Consider the following 24,944-nt stretch of genomic DNA (forward strand, 5'->3'; position numbering starts at 1 on the left):
GGCTCAGGCTGCGGTGGGGTGGCGCGGGCTCACGGCGTGCCGACGCGCCCCTGCGCGGCGGCGAGCGCGATGTCGGTGCGGTGCCGGGAACCGCGCAGGCCGACGCGGTCGACGCCCGCGTAGGCGCGCTCGCGGGCGGCGGCGAGGTCGGGGCCCGTCGCGACGACGGTGAGCACCCGGCCGCCCGCGGAGACGATCGCGTCGCCGTCGCGGCGGGTGCCGGCGTGCAGGGCGTAGGCGTCGCCCAGATCGTCGGCCCCCACGATCCGGTCGCCCGTCGTCGGGCCGGAGGGGTAGCCCTCGGCGGCGACGACGACGGTCACCGCGGCGTCGTCGCTCCAGTTCGGCTCGGGGAAGGGCAGGAGCTCGCCGCGGGCGGCGGCCCGGAGCAGACCCGCGAGGGAGCTGCGCAGCCGGGCGAGGACGACCTGCGTCTCGGGGTCGCCGAAGCGGGCGTTGAACTCGACGACGCGGATGCCCCGCGAGGTGAGGGCGAGCCCGACGTAGAGCACGCCCGCGAAGGGGGTTCCGCGGCGGGCCATCTCGGCGATCGTCGGGCGGGCCACGGTGCGCATCACCTCGTCGACGAGCCCGGGCGGCGCCCACGGCAGCGGCGAGTAGGCCCCCATGCCACCGGTGTTCGGCCCCTCGTCGCCGTCGCCGAGTCGCTTGAAGTCCTGGGCGGGCTCGAGCGCGACGACGTGCTCGCCGTCGCTGACGCAGAACAGCGACACCTCCGGGCCGTCGAGGTACTCCTCGACGACGACGCGCGGGCCGTGGTCCTCCCCGCCGTCGGACGCGCGCGTCGAGGGGGTCTCGCCGAGGCACGCGGCGGCGTGGTCGAGGGCGGTCTGCCGGTCGGAGGTGACGACGACGCCCTTGCCGGCGGCGAGCCCGTCGGCCTTGACGACGTGCGGCGCCCCGAAGAGGTCGAGCGCGGCGGCGACCTCGTCGGCGTCGCGGCACGTCCGCGACCGGGCCGTCGGTACGCCGGCGGCTCTCATGACGTCCTTCGCGAACGACTTGCTGCCCTCGAGGCGCGCGGCCGCGGCGGAGGGGCCGAAGCAGTCGATGCCCGCGGCGCGCACCGCGTCGGCGACCCCCGCCACGAGGGGCGCCTCGGGGCCGACGACGACGAGGTCGACCCCCAGGTCGCGGGCCAGCGCGGCGACCGAGGGGCCGTCGAGCACGTCGACGTCGCCGTGGCAACGCGCGAGGGCCTCGATGCCCGGGTTGCCCGGCACGGCGTGCAGCTCAGTGACGTCCGGATCCGCGTGGAGCCGGTGGACCAGGGCGTGCTCACGGGCACCGGATCCGACGACGAGAATTTTCACGCGCCCAACCTTAGTCAGCGGCGCTCGGGCGGCGTCCGGCGTGCCGGGCTGCGGGCCGGCTGCCGGGCCGTGCGGGGGGTACGTCGGTCGGCTCGGGCGGCGGGCGAGCGGGGCGACGCGGCCGAGCGACGCATCAGGAGCCGGGCAGGCCCCTCGAACCGGCCCTCACGCCGGGCTCGGCGTCCGGAGCGCGCCGCTCGAGGTCTGCGGCCACCGCATTCGGCCGCCGCAGGCGGGTCGCAGGTGGTCCGCCGGGCGGCGCCCACAGGGGACGGGCACCGTCCGGCTCCCCACCGGAGCGCCACCCGCATCGGGAGGGGGCGGTGACCCTCGGTGAGACCTGAACTCTCGCAAACGTTCTGACCCCTGTCCAGGGATCGGCGAACATCCGCCGTCGCGGCGGACCGCTCGCGGCGCCGGCACGGGGCCCCGGGCCCGCCGCGGGCGCCGTCGCGCCGGTCGGGCCGCGACGCGCGCACCCCACCCCCGCCCCGGGCCGGCGCGGCGCGGTCGGGTAGAGAAGGACACGTGAGCGATGCCCATCTCCTCCCGCCCGACCTCGTCGACGGCCTCGACGTCCACGACGCGACGCCGCTCTCGGGCGGCGACATCTCCGCCGCCTACCGGCTCGACACCGCCGACGGGCGCCTCTTCCTCAAGACCCACGACTCCCCCACGCCCGGCCTGTTCGAGCGGGAGTCCGCGGGTCTCCGGGCGCTCGCAGCGCACACGCCCGAGCCGGTGCGGGTGCCGGAGGTGGTCCGCGAGAGCCCCCACGGGCTCGTCCTGGAGTGGATCGACCTCGGTGGGCGACGCGACCGGGCCACCGAGGCCGATTTCGGCCGCGCACTGGCGGGTCTGCACCGGACCACGCACGACACGTTCGGCGGGCTCGACGGTGTGACGTTCGGCTACCTCGGGTCCGCCGAGGTGGACCTCACGCCGAGCACCGACTGGGTCGAGTTCTACGTCGACCGCCGCGTCGGGCCGCTGCTCGACCGGGCGGTCCGCGAGGGCGCGATCGACCCCGGCGCGGCCGACCTGTTCGACCGCGTCCGCCCCCGCGCGGCCGAGCTGTGCGGCCCCGACGAGCCGCCCGCGCTCCTGCACGGCGACCTGTGGGCCGGCAACCGCGTCGTCGACGCCGACGGCGTCAACTGGCTCATCGACCCCGCCGCGCACTGGGGTCACCGCGAGGTGGACCTCGCGATGATGCAGCTCTTCGGCGGGTTCGGCGACGCGTGCCTGTCGGCCTACGGCGAGGCCTACCCGCTCGCCGACGGCTGGTCGGACCGGGTGCCGTGGTACCAGCTCGTCCCCCTGCTCGTGCACGCCATCCTCTTCGGCGGCCACTACGGTGCCGCCGCGACCCGCGTCCTCGCGCGATACGCCTGACCGGGGGTCCGGCAAGCTCGCCTCCGCTCGCCGCACAGCACCGTCTGTCGCGCTCACCGCGGCTCGCAAGCTCGCCTTCGTTCGCCGCACAGAACCTCCCGTCGCGCTCACTGCGGCTCGCCCGCTCGCCTTCGTTCGCCGCACAGAACCTCCCGTCGCGCTCACTGCGGCTCGCCCGCTCGCCTTCGTTCGCCGCACAGAACCTTCTGTCGCGCTCACTGCGGCTCGCCCGCTCGCCTTCGTTCGCCGCACAGAACCTTCTGTCGCGCTCACTGCGGCTCGCCCGCTCGCCTTCGTTCGCCGCTCGATGCCAGGCGGGCGGGGCCGGGCTAGGCTGCGGCGGGTGAGCGACGACCCCCTCGAGGCAGCCCCGGCTCCCGTGACCGGCGCGGACTTCGTGGCGGCGATCCGCAGTGCCGCCCCCTACGTGCACACCCACCACGGCAAGACCTTCGTCATCGCGTTCCCGGGTGAGATCTGCCTGCGGGAGGACACCGACCGCCTGCTCGCCGACATCGCGCTGCTGTCGGGGCTCGGGGTGCGCCTCGTCCTCGTGCACGGCGCGCGCCCGCAGATCGACGCCGAGCTCGCGATCCGCGGCCTGACCGCACGGTTCGAGGGCGACCTGCGGGTCACCGACGAGGCGGCGATGCAGGCCGTCAAGGCCGCCGTCGGCGTCCTGCGCATGGACATCGAGGCACGGCTGAGCTGCAGCCTCGCGAACACGTCCATGGCCGGCTCGCGCCTCAAGGTCGTCGGCGGGACGTGGGTCACCGCCCGGCCGGTCGGCGTACGGGGCGGCGTCGACCACCTGCTCACCGGGGACGTGCGCGGCGTCGACATCGCCGAGATCCGCCGCGAGCTCGACACCGACCGGATCGTGCTCATCTCGCCGGTCGGGTACTCACCGACCGGCGAGGCGTTCAACCTGCGCAACGCCGACGTCGCCGAGGCCGTCGCCGCGGGGCTCGGCGCCGACAAGCTCATCTTCGTCATCGAGTCCGAGCCCGGCTCGTGGCGGCTCGCGCTCGACGCGGGCGACGCCGGCCAGCTGGGGATCGGCGCGGCCGAGGGGATCCTCGCCTCCGAGATGGAGGAGCGCAACCTCTCCCCCGAGGACCGCAACTGCGTGCGGGCGGCCCTGTCGGCGTGCCGGTCGGGGGTGCGTCGCGTGCACCTCATCGGGACCGCAGGCGCGAGTCCCCTGCTGCGCGAGCTGTACACGCGCGACGGCTGCGGGCTGATGATCTCCATGCAGGACGACTACGAGTCCACCCGCGACGCGACGATCGACGACGTCGCGGGCATCATGGCGCTCATCGCGCCGCTCGAGCGCTCCGGTGCGCTGCTGCCCCGCAGCCGCGAACAGCTCGAGCTCGACATCGACAGCTTCTCGGTCGTCGTGCGCGACGGGACGGTCATCGCGTGCAACTCCCTCATCGACTACCCCGACGACGACGCGGTCGAGTTCGCCTGCGTGGCCGTCCACCCCGACTATCGCGGGCAGGACCTCGGGGCCGTGCTCCTGCGCCGCGCCCGCAAGCTCGCCCGCGCGCGGGGGCGCCGACGGGTGCTCGCCCTCACGACGTTCGCCCCACACTGGTTCATCGAGCACGGCTTCGTGCGCGGCGCACGCACCGACCTCCCGCGCCGGCGCCAGGACGCCTACGACCCCGCGCGCAACTCGATCGTCCTCGTCGACCGGCTCTGAGGCCGGCGTTCCTGGTCGGGAACGGCGGTCTCGTCAACCGAAGAACCGTTCCGACGACATCGACGCGCCACCGATCCGGCGGCGACGGGCATCACCGCAGGTCAGCGCGTTGCCCTCGTTTCTGGTCTCCGGTCCATGTCGTCGGGACGGTTCTTCGATCCCCGGCACCTCGTGGAACGTGGCACCTCCGGGGCGGGGGCGGGGAGGGGGGCAGAGGCGACGGGCGGGACGGGCATACTCGGCGCATGTCCCTGAGCGAGACCGACCTGCAGTTCCTCACCCGCGCCGTGGATCTCGCCGAGCGGGCCGTCGGCACGGGCGACGAACCGTTCGGTTCGGTGCTCGTCTCCGAGGGCGGACGCGTCCTCTTCGAGGACCACAACCACGTGGCCGGCGGCGACGCCACGCAGCACCCGGAGTTCGCCATCGCCCGGTGGGCGGCGCAGCGGCTGTCCTCCGAGCAGCGGGCGCCGGCGACGGTCTACACCTCGGGCGAGCACTGCCCCATGTGCGCGGCCGCCCACGGCTGGGTCGGCCTGGGCCGGATCGTCTACGCCTCGTCGTCGGAGCAGCTCGGGGGCTGGCTGCGCGAGCTGGGCGTGCCCGCGGGGCCGGTCGCGCCCCTGCCCGTCCGTGAGGTCGTGCCGGGCCTCGAGGTCGACGGCCCCGCACCGACGCTCGCCGCCTGGGTCCGCGACCTGCACGCCCGCCGCCACTCCGGGCCCGCGGCGCCGGGGGCCGCGGGGGACCAGGAGTCCTAGGACCCGGTCACCGGGTCCCGGCCGACCTCGGGGCGTCAGGCCGCCAGTCGGCGGCGCAGCGTCGCGGCGCCGGGTCCGTCGAGCTCGGGCAGCGTCACCGCGCGCCCGGAGATCGCCAGGGCGAGGGCCTCACCGGTCCCCGTCACGGTCTCGCCCTCGCCCCAGAACCGGTCGAGGTCGGTCGCGACGAGCCGGAGGCCGCGGGACCGCTCCCGCGGGATGTAGCCCCGCGCCCCCGACGAGACGAGGAAGTCGATCGTCGGGCCCCACGCCCGAGTGGACGGGCCGACCGACGACCCGAGTGGGCGGGCGATGTCCCGCAGATGGATGCACGTGTCCGACATCGGGCCGAGCACGCCGGTCATCGGCACCCGCAGCCGCGTCGCGGCGCGGCCCCGCAACCCCGCGACGAGCTCTTCGGTCGGCCGCGCGGCCACCGACCGCGTGCTCTCGTCCATGAGCCGGTCGAGGTCGCCCCGGTAGCGGACCACCTCGCGGATCACGCTGGGCCACCGCCAGTCCCGCTCCAGCGGGTCCAGCAGGTGCGCCGCCACCTCGCGCATCGTCCACCCGGCGCACAGGCTGGGCGTCTCCCACTGCTCCGGCGTGAGCCCGGCGAGGAGGTCGGCGGTGCGGAGCCGGTTCTCCTCGGCGATGCGGTGGGCGTCCTCAAGATCGGGGCGGGAGCGCATGCGACCGACCCTACCGACGGGGCCGCCGGCCGCGGCCCCTTCGGCGGGCCCGGAGCGGGCCGCGCGCGACGTCACCCCACGTGCACGCGGGCGTTGCGGAACATCCGCAGCCAGGGGCTCTCGGCGTCGATCGGCCCGTCGGTCCACGACATCTGCACGTTGCGCTGCACCCGCTCGGGGTGCGGCATCATCGCCGTGAAGCGGCCGTCGGGGGTGGTCACGGCCGTCAGGCCGCCGGGCGAGCCGTTGGGGTTGGCGGGGTAGGTCGTGGCGGGACCGCCGGCCGGTCCGGGGTCGACGAAGCGCATCGCCGCCCGGACGGCCGACGCGTCGCCGCGGGCGGAGAAGTCGGCGCGGCCCTCGCCGTGCGCGACGGCGATGGGCAGGCGCGAGCCCGCCATCCCCGCGAAGAAGAGCGACGGGGAGTCGAGCACCTCGACCTGCGAGAGCCGCGCCTCGTACTGCTCGGAGGCGTTGCGGGTGAACCGCGGCCAGGCGTCGGCGCCGGGGATGAGCCGCGCGAGGGCCGCGAACATCTGGCAGCCGTTGCAGATCCCGAGGCCGAACGTGTCGGGCCGGTCGAAGAACGCCCCGAACGCGTCGGTGAGGCGGGGGTCGAAGAGGACCGACCGGGCCCACCCCTCCCCCGCGCCGAGCGTGTCGCCGTAGGAGAACCCGCCGCACGCGACGAGGCCCACCACCTCGGCGAGGTCGAACCGGCCCGCCTGCAGGTCGGTCATGTGGACGTCGTAGGCGTCGAAGCCGGCGCGGTCGAACGCGAATGCCGTCTCGACGTGGCTGTTGACGCCCTGCTCGCGCAGGATCGCGACCCTGGGCCGCGCACCCCGGTTGAGGTAGGGGGCGGCGACGTCGTCGCGCGGGTCGAAGGTGGGGGCGACGACGAGACCGGGTCGGTCGGCCCCGAACCCCTCGTGCTCCTCGCGCGCGCACTCCGGGCGGTCGCGCAGCTCCGCGATCCGCCACGACGGCTCGTCCCACTCCCGGGCGAGGTCGGCCAGCGGCTCGTCGAGGACCTCGTCGGCCACCTCGACGCGGACGCGGCGCTGCTCGCCGGCGGCGCCGATCCGCCGCGCGAGGTCGCCGAGGCCGTGGCGGCCGAGGACGGCGACGGCGTCCTCGGCGCGCCCGGCGGGCACCCCGAGGACGACCCCGAGCTCCTCGGCGAAGAGTGCGGCCCGCGAGCCCACCCGGGCCTCGATCCCGACGCCGCCGGCGAACGCCATCTCGGACAGCACCGCCCACAGGCCACCGTCGGAGCGGTCGTGGAAGGCGGTGAGCAGCCCCTCGCGACGCAGGTCGGCGAGGGCGGCGACGAGCGCGACGAGCCGCGCGCGGTCGTCGAGGTCGGGCACGACACCCCCGAACTGTGCGGCGGTCTGCGCGAGGATCGAGCCGCCGAGACGGTCGGCCCCGGCACCGAGGTCGACGAGGACGAGCTCGTCGCCCGCCCCCACCTGCGGGGTGAGGGTGCCGCGCACGTCGGGCAGCGAGGCGAACGCCGTGACGACGAGCGAGACCGGCGAGGTCACCTGGTGGCCGCGCCCGTCGTCGTCGGTCCAGCGGGTGCGCATCGACAGGGAGTCCTTGCCGACGGGGATCGAGACCCCGAGCGCGGGGCACAGCTCCATGGCGACGGCGTGGACGGTGTCGTAGAGCGCCGCGTCCTCGCCGGGCTCGCCGCAGGCCGCCATCCAGTTGGCCGACAGCTTGACCCCGCGCAGCGAGTCCACCGGCGCCGCCAGGAGGTTCGTCAGCGCCTCGCCGACGGCCATGCGCCCCGAGGCGGGTGCGTCGACCGCGGCGAGCGGCATCCGCTCCCCGCTGCTCATCGCCTGGCCGGCGAACCCGACGTGGTCGCTCAGCGTCACCGCGACGTCGGCCACCGGCACCTGGTGGGGTCCGACCATCTGGTCGCGGTGGGTGAGGCCGCCGACGGTCCGGTCGGCGATCGTCACGAGGAAGCGCTTCGAGGCGACGCTCGGGTGCCGCAGCACCGCGTACGCCGTCGCGCGCAGGTCGAGGCCGGCGGGGTCGAACGCGGGCACGCGGCGCTCGACCCGCCGCGCGTCCCGCGTCATCCGCGGCGGCTTGCCGAGCAGGACCTCCATCGGCATGTCGACGGGCGCGTCGTCGCCCTCGCCGGCGAGGACGAGCTGCCCGTCGTCGCGGGCCACGCCCACGACGGCGAACGGGCAGCGCTCGCGCTCGCACAGCGCGGCGAAGGCGGTCAACGACTCCGGCGCGAGGGCGAGGACGTACCGTTCCTGGCTCTCGTTGCACCAGATCTCCTTGGGCGCGAGGCCCGACTCCTCGAGCGGCACGGCCGACAGGTCGAACCGGGCGCCCATGCCCGCGTCGTCGACGAGCTCGGGGAACGCGTTGCTCAGCCCGCCCGCCCCGACGTCGTGGATCGCGAGGATCGGGTTGTCCGCCCCGAGCGCCCAGCAGTGGTTGATGACCTCCTGCGCGCGCCGCTCCATCTCGGGGTTGCCGCGCTGGACGGAGTCGAAGTCGAGCTCGGCGGCGTTCGCGCCCGAGGCCATCGAGCTCGCCGCGCCGCCGCCCATCCCGATCCGCATGCCGGGCCCGCCGAGCTGCACGAGCAGCGAGCCCGCGCCGAAGCGCACCTTGGCCGTCTGCGACGCGCTGATCGACCCGAGGCCGCCGGCGCTCATGATCGGCTTGTGGAAGCCGCGGCGGACGCCGTCGACCTCCTGCTCGTACACGCGGAAGAACCCGCCGAGCCCGGGCCGGCCGAACTCGTTGTTGAACGCCGCCGCCCCGATCGGGCCCTCGAGCATGATGTCGAGGGGGCCGGCGAGGTGGCCCGGCGCGGCCGCCGGGCCCCGCTCCCACGGCTCGTCGGTGCCGGGCAGGTGCAGGTTGCTCACGGCGAACCCGACGAGCCCCGCCTTGGGCGCCGAACCGCGGCCGGTGGCACCCTCGTCGCGGATCTCGCCGCCGGCGCCGGTCGCGGCGCCGGGGAACGGCGAGATCGCCGTGGGGTGGTTGTGCGTCTCGACCTTCATGAGCACGTGGACGTCGTCCTCGCGGGCGGCGTACCGGCTCGGGCCGCCCGGGTCGCCCTCCGGGAGCCAGCGGGTCGCGCGGCCGCCGGCCATGATCGACGCGTTGTCCGCGTACGCGACGACCGTGCCGTCGCCGGCGACGTCCTCGGTGTGGCGGATCATCCCGAACAGCGAGCGCGGCTGCGGCTGCCCGTCGAGGACGACGTCGGCGTTGAAGATCTTGTGGCGGCAGTGCTCGCTGTTGGCCTGCGCGAACATCATGAGCTCGACGTCGGAAGGGTTGCGGCCCAGGCCGCGGAAGGCCGCGTCGAGGTAGTCGATCTCGTCGTCCGAGAGCGCGAGACCGAACGCCGCGTCGGCCTCCACGAGGGCCTCCCGGCCCCGGGCCAGGACATCGACGCGCTCCATCGGTTGCGGGTCGCGGGGGTCGAACAGGAGCGCGGCCGCCTCGGGGCTCGGCAGGGGCGTCTCGGTCATGCGGTCGTGCAGGAGGTCGGCGCAGGCGGCCCGCTCGACGTCCGACAGGCGCGCGCCGTCCTCGACCGTCAGGACGTGCTCGGTGACGCGCTCGACCCTCTGCACCGCCAGCCCGCAGGAGTGGGCGATGTCGGTCGCCTTGCTCGCCCACGGCGAGATCGTGCCCAGCCGGGGGGCGACGACGATCCGCGTGCCCTCCTCCGGGCCGCCGTAGGGGTCGCCGTACGTGAGGAGGGCGGTCAGCGCCGCGCGCTGCTCGGGCGTGGGCTCGGCGTCGGCCGCGACCCAGTGCACGTACCGCGCGGCGACCCCCGTGACCTGGGGCGCGATCGTGCGCAGGCGGCGCAGCAGCGCGGCCGCCCGGAAGTCGGAGAGGGCGGCGCCGCCCGGGTAGGTCGTGAGCACGTGGGCGGGCGACGGGGCCATCGGCACGGGTCTCCTGGGCTGGAGGCGAAGGGGTCGACCCCAGGCTAGTTGCCCGGCTCCGGGAGCGGTCGGGCCGTCCGCGCCGGAGGCGGGGGCGGCCGCCCGATGACCGGGCGCCTCGCCCCCGTCAGCCGGCCCGGCCCGACCCGAGGCGGGGGAACGGTTCGAGGGAGAAGACGACCTCGACGGGCACCTCGAAGTGCGCGGCGAGCTGCAGCGCGAGCGTGAGGCTGGGCGCGTACTCGCCCCGTTCGAGGTAGCCGATCGTCTGGTAGTGCACGCCGAGGGCGTCGGCGAGGTCGCGGCGGCTGATGCCGCGCTCGGCGCGCAGCATCGCGATCCGGTTGTGGATCTGTTCGGGCATGACCGGCGCCGCTCAGTAGCCGCGCGCGAGGACGCGGTCGCGCGCCTCCTCGAGCTGCGATCCCGATTGCCGCCGGGCCATGCGGCGCAGCGCGGCGGGGGCGAGGAGCAGCCCGAGGAGGGTCCAGCCGCCGAGCACGGCCACCGTCTCGAGCACGTGCCACGACTGCCCGAGCTCGAGGGAGACCGCCTCTGGGGGCAGAACCGCGTGCCGCAGCCCGAGGCCGATCCAGTACACGGGCAGGGCCTGAGCGACGACCTCCAGCCACCCGGGCAGGGAGGAGATCGGGTAGAAGACGCCGCTGATCGCGAGCAGGGCGTAGAGGCCGATGGCGAGCGTCCACAGCAACATCGCGTTGCGCAGCAGCGCTCCGCAGAGCGCCCCGAACGGCAGCGTCGCGGTGAGGCCGAGCACGCTGACCCACAGCAGCGTCCACCACCCACCGGCCGAGGCGGGCGTCACGCCGTCGAAGAACGGGGCGGCCGCCGCCATGAGCAGCAGCATCGGGCCCAGCGCGGTGCCCGCCGTGACGAGGACGTCACCGAGGAGCCGGCTCGTCACCCCTCCGGGGATCGTCTTGGCGCGCAGCAGGGTGCCGTCGTCGCGTTCGGTGATGAGCTGGCCGGCGATGCCCGGGAGCCCCGAGGTGACGAGCGTCATCACGAGGATGCCGGGCACCCCGAGCTGGGCGATGCTCATCGCGCTGTCCATGACCGGCGCGTCGCGCAGGAAGGACAGGCCGATGAGGCCGACCGCGGGCAGGAAGAGCCAGCTCGCGAGCATCGGCGACAGGAGCTGGATGCGCAGCTCGATCGCCGTCTGCCGCAGCGCGCCACGCAGGACCGCGCCGATGCGGGCCGCGAACGACGGGGGGAACGCCGGGGCACTCATGAGGTCTCCTCGGTCGGAGTGGGGACGGCGGACAGCAGGCGGCGCGCCTCGGCGTGGTCGACATCGGCGCCGGTCTCGACCCGGTGCACGAGGGTGAGGTAGGCCTCCTCGAGGCTCGCCCGCCGGACCTCGAGGTCGGTGAACGGCCCGCCGGGCGCGCCGAACACCCCGCGCAGATAGGTGACCGGGTCGTCCGTGGAGTGGACGTGGGTCGTCCCGTCGCGGGCCCAGCGGACCTCGGCGGTCGTCGAGACGGAGCGGCGCAGGTCGTCGGGGCTGCCGTCGGCGACGATCCGCCCGCCGGCGAGGACGAGGACGCGGTCGGCGAGCTTGTCGGCCTCGTCGAGGTCGTGGGTCGTCAACAGGATCGACACGTCGCTGTCGGCGAGGGACCGGATGAGGTCGTGGAAGTCGCGTCGGGCCTGCGGGTCGAAACCGGCGGTCGGCTCGTCGAGGAAGAGCACCCGCGGCCGCCCGACGAGCCCGATCGCGACGTCGAGACGCCGCCGCTGCCCGCCCGAGAGGGTGAGGATCTGACGATTCGCCTTGTCGGCCAGCCCGACCCGGTCGAGGAGGTCGTCGACGGGCCAGGGTCGCGGCCGCTGCGGCGTGGAGTAGGGGACGTAGAAGCCGGCGAGGTGCGCGAGCAGCTCACGGACCCGCCACCGGCCGTGGTCGCGCCACGACTGGAGCACGACGCCCAGGTCGGCTCGCCACACCTCGTCGCCGGTGATCGGCTCGACGCCGAGCACCCGCACGTGCCCGGCCGAGGGCGCCCGGAAGCCCTCGAGGATCTCGATCGTCGTCGTCTTCCCGGCGCCGTTGGGCCCGAGGAGGGCGACCACCTCCCCCGCGCCGACGGTGAGGTCGACGCCGCGCAGGACCGGCGTGGTGCCGTAACTCATGCGCAGGTCCCGGACCTCGACGGTGGCGCCGGGCGGCTCCTCCGGCAGCGTGACCGTGGGAAGCGGTGAGATGGTCATGCTCGAAAATGTAGTAGTCCTGCTACGTTCTTGACAAGAGGTTTGTCGATTGCGCAAGCATGCCGCCGTGCGCGGTATGCAACTTTGCACGGTGCGCATCGACGGGGTTACCGTCGAAGACGTGACCACGCCCTCGACCGCCGCGCCCTCCCGCCCGGCACTCGGCTCGCCGCCCGGCACGGCCGCCCCGGAGCCCGCCTGCGCGACGTCGGACACGGCGACCCCGAGCCGCCGCGAGGCCAACAAGGCCCGCACGCGCGCCGCCCTCGTGGCCGCCGTGTACGACCTCGTCGAGACCGACGGCGTCGACGCCCTCACGGCCGAGCGGGTGGCCGACGCGGCCGGGATCTCGCGCCGCACGTTCTTCAACTACTTCTCCTCCGTCGACGCGCTCATCGCCGCGGGCGCCGACGAGGTCCTCGACCGCGTCCGCGCGACCCTCGACGCCCAGCCCGACGGTGCGCCCCTTCCCGACGCGATGGAGGCGGTGCTGCGCGGCATCTTCACCGTCGAGCTCCTCACGGAGGCGACCCGCTCGTGGCGCATCGTCGAGCGCATCCCCGCCGCCCGCCGCTACGCCCTCGAGGCGCACGCCGAGCGGGTCAACGATTTCGCCTTCGACTGGGTGCGGCGCCGACTCGACACCGACGCCGACCCTCTGCCACGCATGGTGTGCACCGCCGTCCTGCTCACCGCCTTCGACCAGGGGCGCCGGCTCTGGCTGGCCGGTCACACCGGCGACGTCGACGAGCGCGCCCTCGAGGAGTTCCTCGACACCGTCGGCCGGGCCATCGACGTCGTGCGCCCCACCTTCGGCCCGCACTGATCCGGCTCGTCGCCGACCCCGCGACCAGCCGCCTCTCGAACCACCCTCCTCCACCCCGTCAGGAGTGCCCGCATGGCCGTCTACCTCTACCGACTGGGCCGGCTCGCCGCCCGTCGCGCCTGGGCCGTGGTCCTCGTCTGGATCCTCGTCGTCGCCGCCGTCGGGGGCGCCGCGGCCGCGCTCCAGAAGCCGTTCACGAGCAAGCTGTCGATCCCCGGCACCGAGTTCCAGCAGGTGCTCGACGACCTCGACCGCTCGCTGCCCGACGCGGCCGGCGGCTCGGCGGGCGTCGTGTTCTCCACGAAGGACGGCGCCCCCTTCACGCAGGAGCAGAAGAACGCCGTCGCCCGCGTGACGAAGGCCTGGTCGGGCATCCAGGGTGTCGACGAGGCGAGCAACCCCTTCGCGACGCAGCAGGACCTCGACGAGGGCCGCTCCGACCTGGCGGAGGGGAAGACGAAGCTCGCGGACGCCGAGAAGGAGATCCGCGAGAACGCGAAGAAGATCGCCGACGGCAAGGTCGAGATCGCCGACGGCCGCGCGAAGATCGACGAGAACGCCGACAAGCTGGCCGACGGTGAGCGCCAGCTCGACGAGGGCGCGGCGCAGCTCGCCGACGGCGAGGCGGCGATCGTCGCCAACGCCCGCAAGCTCGAGCAGGGTCGCGCCGAGCTCGAACGCAACCAGGCGAAGATCGACGACGGGAAGGAGCAGCTCGCTGCGGGGCGCGCCGAGCTCGACGCGGGTCAGCGCAAGCTCGACGCCGGGAAGGCCCAGCTCGCCGACGGCGAGAACCAGCTCGCGGCGGCGCGCGCGAAGGTCGAGGCGGGCGAGAAGCAGCTCGCCCCCGCGCAGGCCAAGATCGCGGCGGGTCGCAAGCAGATCGCCGCCGCGCGGGCCGAACTCGCCGACGCGCGCTCCCGCCTCGAGGCGGGTCGGGCGCAGGTGGCCGCGCAGCGGGCCGAGCTCGAGGCGCTCAAGAACGAGACCGACGCCCCCAAGCCGACCGACGGGGACCCCTCCCCCTCCCCGAGCGCCACCGACGCACCCACGCCCACCCCCTCCGACGACGCGCCGGCCGAGGAGCCCACGTCGACGCCCGCGCCCACGAGCACCGAGGCCGTGGCCGGCGCGGTCGGCGTGTTCGCCCGGGTCGCGGCCGCGCCCGACCCCGAGCGCATCGCGGCGCTGGAGGCCCAGATCGCGGCGGCCACGGAGCGCCTCAACGCGTCGGAGGCGGAGATCACCAAGGGCGAGCAGGCCCTGCAGCAGTCCGCCCAGCTCGACGCGGGCGCCGCGCAGCTGAAGCAGCAGAGCGCGCCCCTCGTGGCCGCGCGCCGCACGCTGGACCAGAAGACCGCCGAGCTCGCCGCCGGCAAGCGTGAGATCGCCGCCAACCAGCGCAACATCGACGCCGGCCGCGCGACGCTGCGCGAGAAGACCGCCGAGCTCACCGCCGGCGAGCGCAAGCTGCAGGCCGGCTGGGCGCAGCTGCGCGACGGCGAGGCCCAGCTCGCAGCCGGCCGAGAGAAGCTCGACGCGGGCAAGGCCGAGATCGCGGCGAACCGGGCGAAGTTGTCCTCCGGCAAGGCGCAGCTCGCGCAGGGCCGCGTCGATCTCGACGCGGCGGCGAAGCAGCTCAAGGACGGCGAGGCCAAGCTGTCCGACGGACGCACCACCATCGCCGAGAAGACGGTCGAGCTCCGTCAGGGCGAGCGTCGCCTCGCCCTCATGGACGGCCTCCGGTCGGTGAGCAAGGACGGGCACGTCGCGATGGCGAACGTGTCGTTCGACGCCCCCCTCAACGAGGTCCCCCAGAGCACGAAGGACGAGCTGCCCGCGTCGGCCGGGGCGCTCGACGCCGCCGGCGTGCGGGTCGACTACTCCAAGGACATCGCTGAGAGCATCTCCGTCGGCGGGGCGAGCGAGGTCGTCGGCATCGTCCTCGCCGCGATCGTGCTCATCGTCATGCTCGGGTCGCTGCTCGCGGCCGGGCTGCCGCTGCTCATCGCGATGATCGGCGTCGGCACCGGCGTGGCCGGGATGCTCGCGCTCACCCACTGGGTGGAGATGACCGACGTCACGCCCGCCCTCGCCGTCATGCTCGGCCTCGCGGTCGGCATCGACTACGCCCTGTTCATCGTCCACCGGCACCGGCAGACGCTTGCCTCGGGCGAGGTCGACGTCCAGGAGTCGATCGGCCGGGCCGTCGGCACCGCCGGCAGCGCTGTGCTCTTCGCGGGCATGACGGTCGTCGTGGCCCTCGCGGCCCTGACGGTCACGGGGATCCCGTTCCTCGGGGTCATGGGTCTCGCGGCGGCGGCGACGGTCGCGACGTCGGTGCTCGTCGCGCTCACCCTCACGCCGGCGCTGCTCTCCCTGATGGGCCCGAGGGTGCTCTCGCCGAAGGCGCGCCGCGCGCTGAAGGAGTCGTGGGCGCAGGAGGAGTCCGAGGCGGACGCCGAGGAGGCCGGCGAACCTGCTGCCTCCCGCGCGGCGCACCACGCCGCGCGCGGGCGCGGCTGGGGCGGGCTCGTCACCCGGCACCCGGTCATCGCCGTGGCCGCGTCGGTGCTGCTGCTCGGCCTCGTCGCGCTGCCGGCGGCGAGCCTCAAGCTCGGCCTGCCGGACGCCTCGCAGGAGGCGCACGACTCGACGGCCTACCGCACCTACTCGACGATCTCGCAGGCCTTCGGCCCGGGTCAGAACGCGGCGATCCTCGCGGTCGCCAAGGTCGACCCGGCGCAGGCCGACGCCATGACCGACGACCAGGTCACCGAGCTGCAGCTCACGGTCGCCGAGCAGCTCAAGGCGCACGACGACGTCGAGTACGTCGTCCCCGCCGCCGTCAGCGACGACCACCGCACGCTCGTCTACCAGATCGTGCCCGGCAGCGGCCCGAACGACGACGCCACCCAGCAGCTCATCCACGAGCTGCGCGACGAGCGCGGGCAGATCGTCGACGCGACCGCGGTGGACTCGATCGGGTTCGCCGGTCAGACCGTCGCGAACATCGACATGTCGGAGCTGCTGGCGGACGCGCTGCCGAAGTACCTGGCGGTGGTCGTGGGCATCTCGATCCTGCTGCTGCTGCTCGTCTTCCGGTCGGTCATCGTCCCGTTGCTCGCGACGGGCGGGTTCCTGCTCTCGGTGGCCGCGTCGTTCGGCGCCGTCGTCGCCGTCTACCAGTGGGGCTGGCTCGGCTCGGTGTTCGGCGTCTCGCAGCCGGGCGTCATCCTCAGCTTCCTGCCGACGCTCGTCATCGGGATCCTCTTCGGGCTGGCGATGGACTACCAGATGTTCCTCGTGTCCGGCATGCGCGAGGCGTGGGCGCACGGTCACGCGGCCCGCACGGCCGTGCGCACCGGGTTCTCGCACGGCGCGAAGGTCGTCACCGCCGCGGCGCTCATCATGGTCGGCGTGTTCGCGGGCTTCGTCCACGCGCCGTCGGCGATGATCCGCCCGATCGGTTTCGCCCTGGCGGCGGGCGTCATCTTCGACGCCTTCGTCGTGCGGATGACGATCATGCCCGCGCTCATGCACCTGCTGGGCGAGCGGGCCTGGTACCTGCCGGCCTGGCTCGGCCGCATCCTGCCCGACCTCGACGTCGAGGGGACCAAGCTGCTCGCCCAGCGCGCGGCGGACGAGCAGGCCACCCTGGAGGAGCAGGGGCGCGAGCGGGAGCCCAGCACCGTCTGATCCCGCCGGGTGCCCGCCCGCCGACCGCCGGCACCCGTTCGGCGGTCGCCGCCGGGCGGGTCCCGACCGGCCACCGACGACGGGAGAGTCACGATGACCGACGGCACACCGGGCGGGGCGGGATCCCTGAGCCTCGAGCGGGCGCAACGGGAGTTCGCCCCGACCACCCTCTACCTCAACACCGCGTCGATGGGTCTTCCCCCGGCGCGGACGACGGCGGCGCTCCACGAGACCGTCGACGCGATCGCGAGCGGCGAGCTCAACGCGGGCGACTTCGACGACGCCGTCGACGCGAGCCGGGCCACGTACGCCCGGCTCGTCGGGGTGGGCCCGGAGGAGGTGGCGATCGGCAGCCAGGCGAGCGCGCTCGTCGGGCTCGTCGCGGCGAGCCTGCCCGACGGCGCGGCCGTGCTGCTCGCGGCCGGTGACTTCACGAGCGTCTCGTTCCCGTTCCTCGCCCAGGAGCCCCGCATCACCGTGCGCGAGGTCCCCCTGGGTGACCTCGCGGAGGCGGTCACCGACGAGACGACGATCGTCGCGGTCAGCCTCGTCCAGTCCGCGGACGGCGCCATGGCGGACCTCGACGCGCTCGTCGCGGCGTGCGAGGCCCGCGACGCGCGGCTCCTGCTCGACCTGACCCAGTCCGCCGGGTGGCTCCCGATCGACGCGCGCCGGGCGGACTACACGGTGTGCGCCGCCTACAAGTGGCTGCTCTGCCCGCGCGGCGCGGCCTTCCTCACGGTGCGCCCCGACCGGCTCGACGGAATCGTCCCGCACGCGGCGAACTGGTACGCCGGCGGCGACGTGTGGTCGAGTATCTACGGCGGGCCGCTGCGGCTGGCCGACACGGCCCGGCGGTTCGACGTCTCACCGGCGTGGCCGGCCTGGGTCGGGGCCCGGCCTTCGCTGGAGCTGCTCGAGGGCGTGGGGGTGCGGGCCGTCGGCGCCCACTCGATCGCGCTCGCCGACGCCTTTCGGGACGCCGTGGGCGTGCGCCAGGGGCGGGGCGGGTCGCCGATCGTGAGCGTGCCCCTCGCGCCCGGGGTGGCTCCCGAGCAGGTGGCCGCGGCCCTCGCGCGGCACCGCATCACCGCCGCGATGCGCGCCGGGCGGCTGCGGCTGTCGTTCCACCTGCCGAACACCCCCGACGACGTGGGACGCGCCGTCGAGCTGCTGGCTCCGTACCTGACCTGACCTGACCTGACCTGACCTGACCCGAGCCCGCCGGGCCGAGCTCGACCGCCGCCCCGACCCCGACCCGACCCGGAACACCCGTCTTTCCGCGGCTCGGGGAGACCTGGCCGGGCGGTCCGGGCACGCTCGGCCTTCGTGACCCGAAAGTGCTTGTGCTGCGCCGGTTCCGACCGATGGGGAGAGGACCGCTCACACCCTCCCGGAGGTCGCGTTGCCCACCCGCCGTGCCGTCGCCATTGCGTCATGCCTGCTCGTGACGGGCCTGGCCGCGTGCAGCGGCGGGGCCGCACCGCAGGGCGAGGCGCCGCCCACGAAGACGCCCGCCCCGCCGGCGACCGTCTCGATGGCGACGCCGAAGGGCGGCGTCGACCCGGTGCTCGCCACGCAGTTCGTCGCGTTCGGCGCCAAGGGCGGCGAGGTCACCGACGTGCGGGTCGAACGCGCCGACGGCACGCCCCTGCCCGCCTCGGTCGCGCCCGACGGGACGCTCGCCCGATGGAGCAAGACGCCGCAGGCGTGGCGGCTCTCGGGGGTGCTCGCCCCGAAGACGGCCTACCGCGCCACGGTGACCGGGCGCAACGCCGACGGCGTCGAGGCGCGCCGGACCTTCGCCTTCACGACGAACGACGCCCCGCGCATCCAGACGCGGGTCAACCCCGGCGACGACCAGGTCGTGGGGGTCGGGATGCCGATCCAGCTCCGCTTCAGCCGGGCGGTCCCCGACAAGGCCGCGCTCGAGCGCCATCTGAGCATCAAGACCGTTCCCCCCGTGACGGGTTCGTGGGGCTGGGCCGACGACGTGACGGTCCTGTGGCGTCCGAAGACGTTCTGGCCGGCCGGCACGAAGGTGTCGGCGGCGATCGACGTCGCCGACCACCACCTCGGCAAGGGACTGTTCGGCGGCACGAAGCGGACCGTGGCGTTCACCGTCGGACGCGACCTGCGCATGACGGTGAACGACGACACCCACGAGATGACGGTGACGCAGGCCGGCAAGACGGTCGGCACGTTCCCCGTCTCCCTCGGCAAGCCGGGGCACACGACGCGGTCGGGCACGAAGATCGTCTACGAGAAGCACACGCCGTACACGATGCGCGGCGAGGCCGCCGACCCGTACGTGACGACCGTGACGCACGCCCAGCGCATCACCGACTCGGGCGAGTTCCTGCACGCCGCCCCGTGGTCGGTCGGCGACCAGGGCCGCCGCAACGTCTCCCACGGCTGCACGAACCTCTCCCCCTCGGCCGCCGCCTGGCTCTACTCCCGCACCCTCATCGGCGACCCCGTCGTCACCACCGGCACCGGCCGCAAGGCCGAGACGTGGAACGGCCTCGGCGGCATCTGGAACTTCACGTACGCGCAGTGGCAGGCCCGCTCGGCTCTGTGATCAAAACGGCGAACGCAGGCGAGCGTGCGAGCCGCAGTGAGCGCGACAGAAAGCCCCCGGCCGATGCCTCACAGCGCGAGGACGCCGCGGAGCCCGCGATCCACCTCCTCCATCAGGCCCGGGGAGAGTCTCCCGACGTAGTCCGTGAGGTCGGCGGTGTCCAGGGTGAGCAATGCGGTGACGTTCACGACGGAGTCCCGCGGCAGGCCGGTCAGAGCCGCGGGGAGGAACGCGTTGCCCGGCATGGCGGCCAGGCCCGTGTTCGAGGTGATGACGGCGACGAGCACCGTCGCCAGGCGACTCTCGTTGTACGGGTCCGCCTGGATCACCAGCACCGGTCGCCGTGTCGCCGGTCGGCTGCCCACGGGCGGCCCGAGGTCGGCCCAGAAGATCTCGGATCGACGCGTCACCATTCGTCGCTCGCGCCGAGCCGCCGCCGACCGACGTCGACGGCGTCGTCGGTCCCGTCGTCGTGCAGGTCGAGCCGGGTGAGGACGTCGTCGATGTGGTCGGTCAGGGATCGGGCGTCGAGTTCGTCGAGATAGCGCCTGGCGGCCTGCGCGAAGAATTCCGACCGGCTCATGCCCAGGGCTTCGGCACGCCGGGACACCTGCTCGAAGGTCTCGTCCGGCAAGGAGATTGCTGTCTTCACCCTCGCAGTATAACTCGGTATAACCTACCGTCGAGCAGGCCCGTGCGGTGGGTGCATCGCGCCCGGCTGTTCGGCGACGAGCCCGTCGACTCACTCCTCGACCTCCCGCGGCGATCCGCGCCGGATGCCCGGTCCGTAGGCTCGAACCATGACCGACGCGACGCCGTTCCGCTTCGAGGACACCTACGCCCGCGCGGTGCCGGCGCTGTCGCTGCCCTGGGAGGCGGCCACGGCGCCCGACCCCGTGGTGCGGTTGCTCAACGCCGACGTGGCGGGCGAGCTGGGGGTCGACCCGGAGGCGCTGCGCGAGCCGGAGGGGGCGCGGTTGCTCACCGGCACCGTCCCCGACGGGGTGACGACGTACGCGCAGGCGTACTCCGGCCACCAGTTCGGCATGTACTCGCCGCGGCTCGGCGACGGGAGGGCGGTGCTGCTCGGCGAGGTGATCGACGCGGCGGGGCGGCGGCGCGACCTGCACCTCAAGGGCTCGGGGCGGACGCCGTTCGCGCGGGGCGGCGACGGGAAGGCCGTCCTCGGGCCGATGCTGCGCGAGTACGTCATGGGCGAGGCGATGCACGCTCTCGGCATCCCGACGACGCGGGCGCTGGCCGTCACCACGACCGGGGAGCAGGTCTTCCGCGACGGTCGGATGCTGCCCGGCGCGGTGCTCGCGCGGGTCGCCTCGAGCCACCTGAGGGTCGGCACCTTCCAGTTCGCGGCGGCCACCGGGGGCCCGCCCCTCGTGCGAGACCTCGCCGACCACGCCATCGCCCGCCACCACCCGGGCGCCGCGGACGCGAGCAACCCCTACCTCGATCTCTTCGCCCGCGTCGTCCGGGCCCAGGCCGAGCTGGTGGCGCGGTGGATGCTCGTCGGGTTCGTCCACGGCGTGATGAACACCGACAACATGACGATCTCGGGCGAGACGATCGACTACGGCCCGTGTGCGTTCGTCGACGCCGCCGACCCGGCCGCCGTCTTCAGCTCCATCGACCACGGCGGCCGGTACGCCTACGGGCAGCAGCCGGCCGTCGCGCAGTGGAACCTCGCCCGACTCGCGGAGACGCTCCTGCCGCTCGTCGACACCGACGAGCAGGCCGCGGTCGAGGCGGCCACCGGGGTCCTCACCGCGTTCGCGCCGGCCTACGACGAGGCCGTTTCTCGGGGCATGGCCGCCAAGCTCGGCGTGGCCCCCGGCGAGTCGACCCGCGCCCTCGTCACCGACCTGCTGCCCCTGCTGGCGGAGGGCCGCGTCGACCACACGGGCTTCTTCCGCGCGCTGGCCGCCGGCGACGCGCGGACGCTGTTCCCGGCCGGACTGACCGATCGGTTCGACGCCTGGGCCGCGCGCCGCGAGGCGCTGCTGCGGGGCGGCGGCACCGACGGCGAGAGCGTCGCGGCCGCGATGAACCGGGTCAATCCCGTGTACATCCCGCGGAACCACCGGGTCGAGGAGGCGCTCGAGGCGGCCGTGGGCGGTGACCTCGACCCGGTGCAGCGCCTCGTCGACGCCGTGTCCCACCCCTTCGACGAACGCCCCGAGTACGCCGACCTCGCCGGGCCCGCGCCCGCCGACGCGATGCCGCACGTCACGTACTGCGGGACCTGACGCTCCTCCGCACCCCCTCGCTCCGTCCGGCGTCCCGGGCCGCGACGACGACCCGCCCCCTGCCGACGGGCCGGGTGGGAGCCGGCGGGCCCTGGGTAGACTTGATTCTCCCCTCTTCGCGCCATCGCTCGATCCGTGACGCGGCGCGAGGACTCCATCGAACGACGACAGGCGGTTTCGTGACGACCGACGAGCGCACCCCCGGCACCGGAGACGACCTGCTGGCCCGGGAGATCGCCATCGAGCAGGCTCACGTGGACCGGGTGTACGCCGAGCTCGTCAAGGCGGGGCGACGGGCCGAACTCGTCGCCGTGGAAGGGCTCTCGCGCGGCCGGACCGACCGGACGGGCGACGTCCGCGACGAGGAGATCACCGGCCTCTTCGAGCGCGACGCGTTGATGTTCAACGCGAGCCGCCGCCGGCACGCCCTCGACCGGCAGTACGAGGGCCTCGTCTTCGGGCGGCTCGACCTCGACCACGCCGACGGCTCGACCGGCGAGGACCGCGAGGCCCGCTACATCGGCCGCCTCGGGGTCCGCGACGACGAGTACGAGCCGCTCGTCATCGACTGGCGCGCACCCGCCGCCGCCCCCTTCTACCGCGCGACCCCCGTCGAGCCGCTCGGGGTGCTGCGTCGCCGCGTGCTGCGCTGCCTCGGGGAGAGGGTCGTCGGCCTCGAGGACGACCTCATGGTCGCGGAGGCCCCCGACGATCTCGTCGTCCTCGGCGAGGGCGCGCTGCTCGCCGCCCTCGGTCGCAGCCGTTCGGGGCGGATGCGCGACATCGTCGCGACGATCCAGGCCCACCAGGACGAGGCGATCCGCGCCCCTGCCCGCGGCGTCACCTTCATCACGGGCGGGCCCGGCACCGGCAAGACCGTCGTCGCCCTCCACCGCGCCGCCTACCTGCTCTACTCCGACCGGCGTCGCTTCGAAGGCGGCGGGATCCTCGTCGTCGGCCCGTCGGCGGCGTACACGGCCTACATCGAGCGGGTGCTGCCCTCCCTCGGCGAGGACTCGGTCACGCTGCGCTCGGTCGGCGACGTCGTGGAGTCGATCACCACGGCCCGCCTCGACCCGCCGGACGTGGCCCGCCTCAAGGGGTCGCTCGCGATCCGCCGCGTCCTCGCCCGCGCGTCCCGCGACGCGATCCCCGGCGCGCCCACCCAGTTGCGGACGTTCATCGCCGGCCGCCCGATCCACCTCACGTCACGCGACCTCGACCGCGTGCGCTCCCAGGTGCTCCGCCGCCAGCAGCGCAACGCATCCGGACCGGCGCTGGAGCAGGCCCTCGCCGAGGCCGCGTGGCGCCAGGTGCACGAGGGCGAGAAGGCCGACTTCCTCGAGGCGTTCGCCGCCTCCCGCGAGGTCGAGTCGTTCCTGCGCACGTGGGGTCGGGGCGTCGATCCCCGCGAGGTGCTGCTCTGGCTGGGCGACCCCGAGCGCGCCCGCTCCTACTGCGCCGGCGTGTTCGAACCCGCGCAGGCCGACGCCCTGAGCGCGTCCGTGCGCGCGGCCGTCTCGGCGAGTTCGTGGTCGGTGGCCGACGCCGCCCTCGTCGACGACCTCGCCGCCCGCCTCGGACCCATCCGCGTCGAGAAGGAGGAGCGCGGCTTCTACGAGGTGGACGAGCTCGACGACGCCCTCGGCGAGGTCTCCGAGCTCGGCCACGCGACGAGCGCCCGCACGGGCCGCCGCCTCGGGCAGACGAGCCACGGCACCCCGACCGGCATGGACGCCCTGCTGCGGACCCCGATGGAGCCGCCGTCGGAGTACGCGCACGTCCTCGTCGACGAGGCCCAGGACCTCTCCCCCATGCAGTGGCGGATGATCGGGCGGCGCGGCCGCTGGGCGTCGTGGACCGTCGTCGGCGACGCCGCGCAGGCGTCCTGGCCCGACGCAGCCGAGGCCGACGCCGCGCGCGACGAGGCGTTCGGCTCCCTGCCGCGCCGCTCGTTCCACATGAGCACGAACTACCGCAACGCGCGCGAGATCTTCGAGCACGCCGCCCGCGTCATCACCGCCGTCATGCCCGACGCGGACATCCCCGACGCCGTGCGCGAGTCGGGCGTCGACCCGATCGACGAGGTCGTCGGCGCCGCTCGCCTCGTCGAGGAGACCCGGGCCGCGGTCGAGACGTTGCGCAGCGAGGTGGAGGGCGCCATCGCCGTCGTCGCCCCCGCGGCGTGGCGGTCGGCGCTGGCCGACCTCGACGAGGGCGAGACGCGGCCCGACGCGCGCGTCAGCGTCGTCGACCCTCTCTCGACCAAGGGGCTGGAGTACGACGCGACCGTCGTCGTCGACCCCGACGAGATCGTCGCCGAGTCCCCCGGCGGCGCGCGCGTGCTCTACGTCGTCCTCACCCGCGCCGCGCACCGGATGATCGTGCTCCGGCCCTGAGCGTCAGGGCCGGGTGTTGGGCCGACGCAACCCGAGCTCTCGCGCGAGGCGATGCCGTCGATCGAAGAACCGTACGGACGACATCGATCCGACGCCGCTCCGTATCGGGCCTGCTCAGAGCGTCGGCCCTCCGGCGGGGGGCCCGTCGATGTCGTCGGTACGGTTCTTGGCGCTCCGCGACCCGGGCCCCGGTGATGATCCCTCGCGACCGATCAGCAGGACGGTAGGCCGCGAAAGACGTACCCGCGGGCCGCGAGCACGGGCAGGACCTGGCCCAACGCGGCGACCGACTGGGAGCGTTCCCCGCCGCCGTCGTGCAGGAGCACGATCTTGCCGGGGCCCGCGTCGCGCAGGATCGAGGCGACGACGGCGGGGGTGCCGGGGCGGGCCCAGTCCTTCGTGTCGTCGTCCCACATGGCCACGGACTTGCCGAGCCGGGAGGCGACGAGGGTCACCTTCGCGTCGACGAACCCGCCGGGCGGGCGCACGCAGCGCGTGGACAGCCCGAGCGCGGCGTCGGTGTCGGCGAGCTCCCTCGACACCACCGCGGCCTGCTTCCCCGTCAACCACGGGTGCGTGTACGTGTGGTTCCCGATGAGGTGGCCCTGCGCCCGCACGCTCCGGGCGAGCGCCGGGAACCGCGTGACCTCCTGGCCCACCTGGAAGAACGTGGCCTGGGCCGGTGCGCGGTGAGCAGCCGCAGCACGGCCGGCGTCCAGGTGGGGTCGGGCCCGTCGTCGAACGTCAGGTAGAGGATCGGCCGGCCGCTCGCGTCGTGCGTCGGCGGACGGCCGCCCGCCGACGACGGCGGGACGGCGGGGGTGGTCGACGGTCGACGCGTCGCGGGCGGGGTGCTCGGCTCCGCCTCGGGTGGCGCGGCGGGCTCGTCGGTGGGCGCGGCGGTCACGGTCACGGTGGGCCGCGGGAGACCGGGCGCGGTGGCGATGCCGAGGGGCAGCCCGAGGGCGGACCCGCCGTGGCGCCAGGCGTCGACGACCGGGCCGACGACGGCGACGGCCAGCACGATGGCGACGGAGGCCACGATCTTCCAGACCCGCACCCGACACCCCTGCCATCGTCCCCCGTTGCCGAGG

The 24,944-nt window shown here is 74.6% G+C and carries 18 protein-coding genes; 9 read left to right on the top strand and 9 right to left on the bottom strand.

The window, feature by feature from the left end; all coding sequences use genetic code 11:
• Window positions 1–29 precede the first annotated feature (29 nt).
• Window positions 30–1,334, bottom strand: a complete 1,305-nt coding sequence (gene purD / locus ICW24_RS08950) for a phosphoribosylamine--glycine ligase (protein WP_226345380.1) — start codon at window positions 1,332–1,334, stop codon at window positions 30–32.
• Window positions 1,335–1,862: 528 nt separating this feature from the next.
• Between purD and ICW24_RS08955 the strand changes: the two genes are divergently transcribed.
• The 3 genes from ICW24_RS08955 (at window position 1,863) to ICW24_RS08965 (ending at window position 5,201) form a co-directional block, all read left to right on the top strand.
• On the top strand, window positions 1,863–2,729 hold the full coding sequence (locus ICW24_RS08955; RefSeq protein WP_226345381.1) for a fructosamine kinase family protein: 867 nt from the start codon (window positions 1,863–1,865) through the stop codon (window positions 2,727–2,729).
• A gap of 343 nt (window positions 2,730–3,072) precedes the next feature.
• Window positions 3,073–4,440, top strand: a complete 1,368-nt coding sequence (argA, locus tag ICW24_RS08960) for an amino-acid N-acetyltransferase (protein ID WP_226345382.1) — start codon at window positions 3,073–3,075, stop codon at window positions 4,438–4,440.
• Between the two features lie 245 nt (window positions 4,441–4,685).
• Window positions 4,686–5,201: a nucleoside deaminase gene (locus ICW24_RS08965; RefSeq protein ID WP_226345383.1), complete on the top strand. Its 516-nt coding sequence runs from the start codon at window positions 4,686–4,688 to the stop codon at window positions 5,199–5,201.
• A gap of 35 nt (window positions 5,202–5,236) precedes the next feature.
• Here ICW24_RS08965 and ICW24_RS08970 read toward each other — a convergent pair whose 3' ends face one another.
• From ICW24_RS08970 to ICW24_RS08990, 5 genes are all read right to left on the bottom strand, one after another.
• Window positions 5,237–5,893: a maleylpyruvate isomerase family mycothiol-dependent enzyme gene (locus ICW24_RS08970; protein WP_226345384.1), complete on the bottom strand. Its 657-nt coding sequence runs from the start codon at window positions 5,891–5,893 to the stop codon at window positions 5,237–5,239.
• Window positions 5,894–5,964: 71 nt separating this feature from the next.
• Window positions 5,965–9,846, bottom strand: a complete 3,882-nt coding sequence (gene purL, locus ICW24_RS08975) for a phosphoribosylformylglycinamidine synthase (RefSeq protein WP_226345385.1) — start codon at window positions 9,844–9,846, stop codon at window positions 5,965–5,967.
• Between the two features lie 127 nt (window positions 9,847–9,973).
• On the bottom strand, window positions 9,974–10,210 hold the full coding sequence (locus tag ICW24_RS08980; RefSeq protein WP_226345386.1) for a helix-turn-helix transcriptional regulator: 237 nt from the start codon (window positions 10,208–10,210) through the stop codon (window positions 9,974–9,976).
• A 12-nt stretch (window positions 10,211–10,222) separates the two neighbouring features.
• Window positions 10,223–11,101: an ABC transporter permease gene (locus ICW24_RS08985; protein ID WP_226345387.1), complete on the bottom strand. Its 879-nt coding sequence runs from the start codon at window positions 11,099–11,101 to the stop codon at window positions 10,223–10,225.
• Window positions 11,098–12,084, bottom strand: a complete 987-nt coding sequence (locus tag ICW24_RS08990) for an ABC transporter ATP-binding protein (RefSeq protein ID WP_226345388.1) — start codon at window positions 12,082–12,084, stop codon at window positions 11,098–11,100. Before ICW24_RS08990 ends, ICW24_RS08985 begins: the two co-directional genes overlap by 4 nt.
• A 121-nt stretch (window positions 12,085–12,205) precedes the next feature.
• On the opposite strand from ICW24_RS08990, the gene ICW24_RS08995 reads away from it, so the two are divergent.
• The 4 genes from ICW24_RS08995 (at window position 12,206) to ICW24_RS09010 (ending at window position 19,190) form a co-directional block, all read left to right on the top strand.
• Window positions 12,206–12,910 (top strand): TetR/AcrR family transcriptional regulator, encoded by a 705-nt coding sequence (locus ICW24_RS08995; RefSeq protein ID WP_226345389.1) that lies wholly within the window; start codon window positions 12,206–12,208, stop codon window positions 12,908–12,910.
• Between the two features lie 72 nt (window positions 12,911–12,982).
• Entirely contained in the window at window positions 12,983–16,609 is a 3,627-nt protein-coding gene (locus tag ICW24_RS09000) for an MMPL family transporter (RefSeq protein WP_226345390.1), read from the top strand.
• Window positions 16,610–16,702: 93 nt separating this feature from the next.
• Window positions 16,703–17,803, top strand: coding sequence for an aminotransferase class V-fold PLP-dependent enzyme (locus ICW24_RS09005; protein ID WP_226345391.1), 1,101 nt, complete (start codon window positions 16,703–16,705; stop codon window positions 17,801–17,803).
• A gap of 211 nt (window positions 17,804–18,014) precedes the next feature.
• Entirely contained in the window at window positions 18,015–19,190 is a 1,176-nt protein-coding gene (locus ICW24_RS09010; protein ID WP_226345392.1) for a L,D-transpeptidase, read from the top strand.
• A gap of 68 nt (window positions 19,191–19,258) precedes the next feature.
• Here ICW24_RS09010 and ICW24_RS09015 read toward each other — a convergent pair whose 3' ends face one another.
• Together ICW24_RS09015 and ICW24_RS09020 are read right to left on the bottom strand one after the other, a co-directional pair.
• On the bottom strand, window positions 19,259–19,603 hold the full coding sequence (locus tag ICW24_RS09015) for a type II toxin-antitoxin system PemK/MazF family toxin (RefSeq protein WP_226345393.1): 345 nt from the start codon (window positions 19,601–19,603) through the stop codon (window positions 19,259–19,261).
• Complete coding sequence (locus ICW24_RS09020; RefSeq protein WP_226345394.1) at window positions 19,597–19,842, bottom strand: ribbon-helix-helix domain-containing protein; 246 nt, start codon at window positions 19,840–19,842, stop codon at window positions 19,597–19,599. The genes ICW24_RS09015 and ICW24_RS09020 overlap by 7 nt, the downstream gene beginning before the upstream one ends.
• Before the next feature lie 148 nt (window positions 19,843–19,990).
• Between ICW24_RS09020 and ICW24_RS09025 the strand changes: the two genes are divergently transcribed.
• Both ICW24_RS09025 and ICW24_RS09030 read left to right on the top strand, forming a co-directional pair.
• Window positions 19,991–21,451, top strand: a complete 1,461-nt coding sequence (locus ICW24_RS09025) for a protein adenylyltransferase SelO (RefSeq protein ID WP_226345395.1) — start codon at window positions 19,991–19,993, stop codon at window positions 21,449–21,451.
• Window positions 21,452–21,630: 179 nt separating this feature from the next.
• A complete protein-coding gene (locus ICW24_RS09030; RefSeq protein ID WP_226345396.1) occupies window positions 21,631–23,850 on the top strand; it encodes a HelD family protein in 2,220 nt (739 codons plus the stop codon).
• 212 nt (window positions 23,851–24,062) lie between these two features.
• Here the strand turns inward: ICW24_RS09030 and ICW24_RS09035 are convergent, their stop codons facing one another.
• Window positions 24,063–24,926, bottom strand: a complete 864-nt coding sequence (locus ICW24_RS09035) for a polysaccharide deacetylase family protein (RefSeq protein WP_226345397.1) — start codon at window positions 24,924–24,926, stop codon at window positions 24,063–24,065.
• Window positions 24,927–24,944 lie beyond the last annotated feature (18 nt).

Origin of the sequence: Agilicoccus flavus (assembly GCF_014857905.1) — a bacterium.
Taxonomy (GTDB): Bacteria; Actinomycetota; Actinomycetes; order Actinomycetales; family Dermatophilaceae; genus Agilicoccus; species Agilicoccus flavus.

What these genes read in the sequence shown, in the direction of transcription:
- ICW24_RS09015 (WP_226345393.1), bottom strand. Translation starts at nt 19,603, where the DNA reads ATGGTGACGCGTCGATCCGAGATCTTCTGGGCCGACCTCGGGCCGCCC.
- ICW24_RS09035 (WP_226345397.1), bottom strand. Translation starts at nt 24,926, where the DNA reads ATGGCAGGGGTGTCGGGTGCGGGTCTGGAAGATCGTGGCCTCCGTCGC.
- ICW24_RS08970 (WP_226345384.1), bottom strand. Translation starts at nt 5,893, where the DNA reads ATGCGCTCCCGCCCCGATCTTGAGGACGCCCACCGCATCGCCGAGGAG.
- ICW24_RS08965 (WP_226345383.1), top strand. Translation starts at nt 4,686, where the DNA reads ATGTCCCTGAGCGAGACCGACCTGCAGTTCCTCACCCGCGCCGTGGAT.
- ICW24_RS08985 (WP_226345387.1), bottom strand. Translation starts at nt 11,101, where the DNA reads ATGAGTGCCCCGGCGTTCCCCCCGTCGTTCGCGGCCCGCATCGGCGCG.
- purL (WP_226345385.1), bottom strand. Translation starts at nt 9,846, where the DNA reads ATGGCCCCGTCGCCCGCCCACGTGCTCACGACCTACCCGGGCGGCGCC.
- ICW24_RS08990 (WP_226345388.1), bottom strand. Translation starts at nt 12,084, where the DNA reads ATGACCATCTCACCGCTTCCCACGGTCACGCTGCCGGAGGAGCCGCCC.
- ICW24_RS08980 (WP_226345386.1), bottom strand. Translation starts at nt 10,210, where the DNA reads ATGCCCGAACAGATCCACAACCGGATCGCGATGCTGCGCGCCGAGCGC.
- ICW24_RS09025 (WP_226345395.1), top strand. Translation starts at nt 19,991, where the DNA reads ATGACCGACGCGACGCCGTTCCGCTTCGAGGACACCTACGCCCGCGCG.
- ICW24_RS09000 (WP_226345390.1), top strand. Translation starts at nt 12,983, where the DNA reads ATGGCCGTCTACCTCTACCGACTGGGCCGGCTCGCCGCCCGTCGCGCC.
- ICW24_RS09005 (WP_226345391.1), top strand. Translation starts at nt 16,703, where the DNA reads ATGACCGACGGCACACCGGGCGGGGCGGGATCCCTGAGCCTCGAGCGG.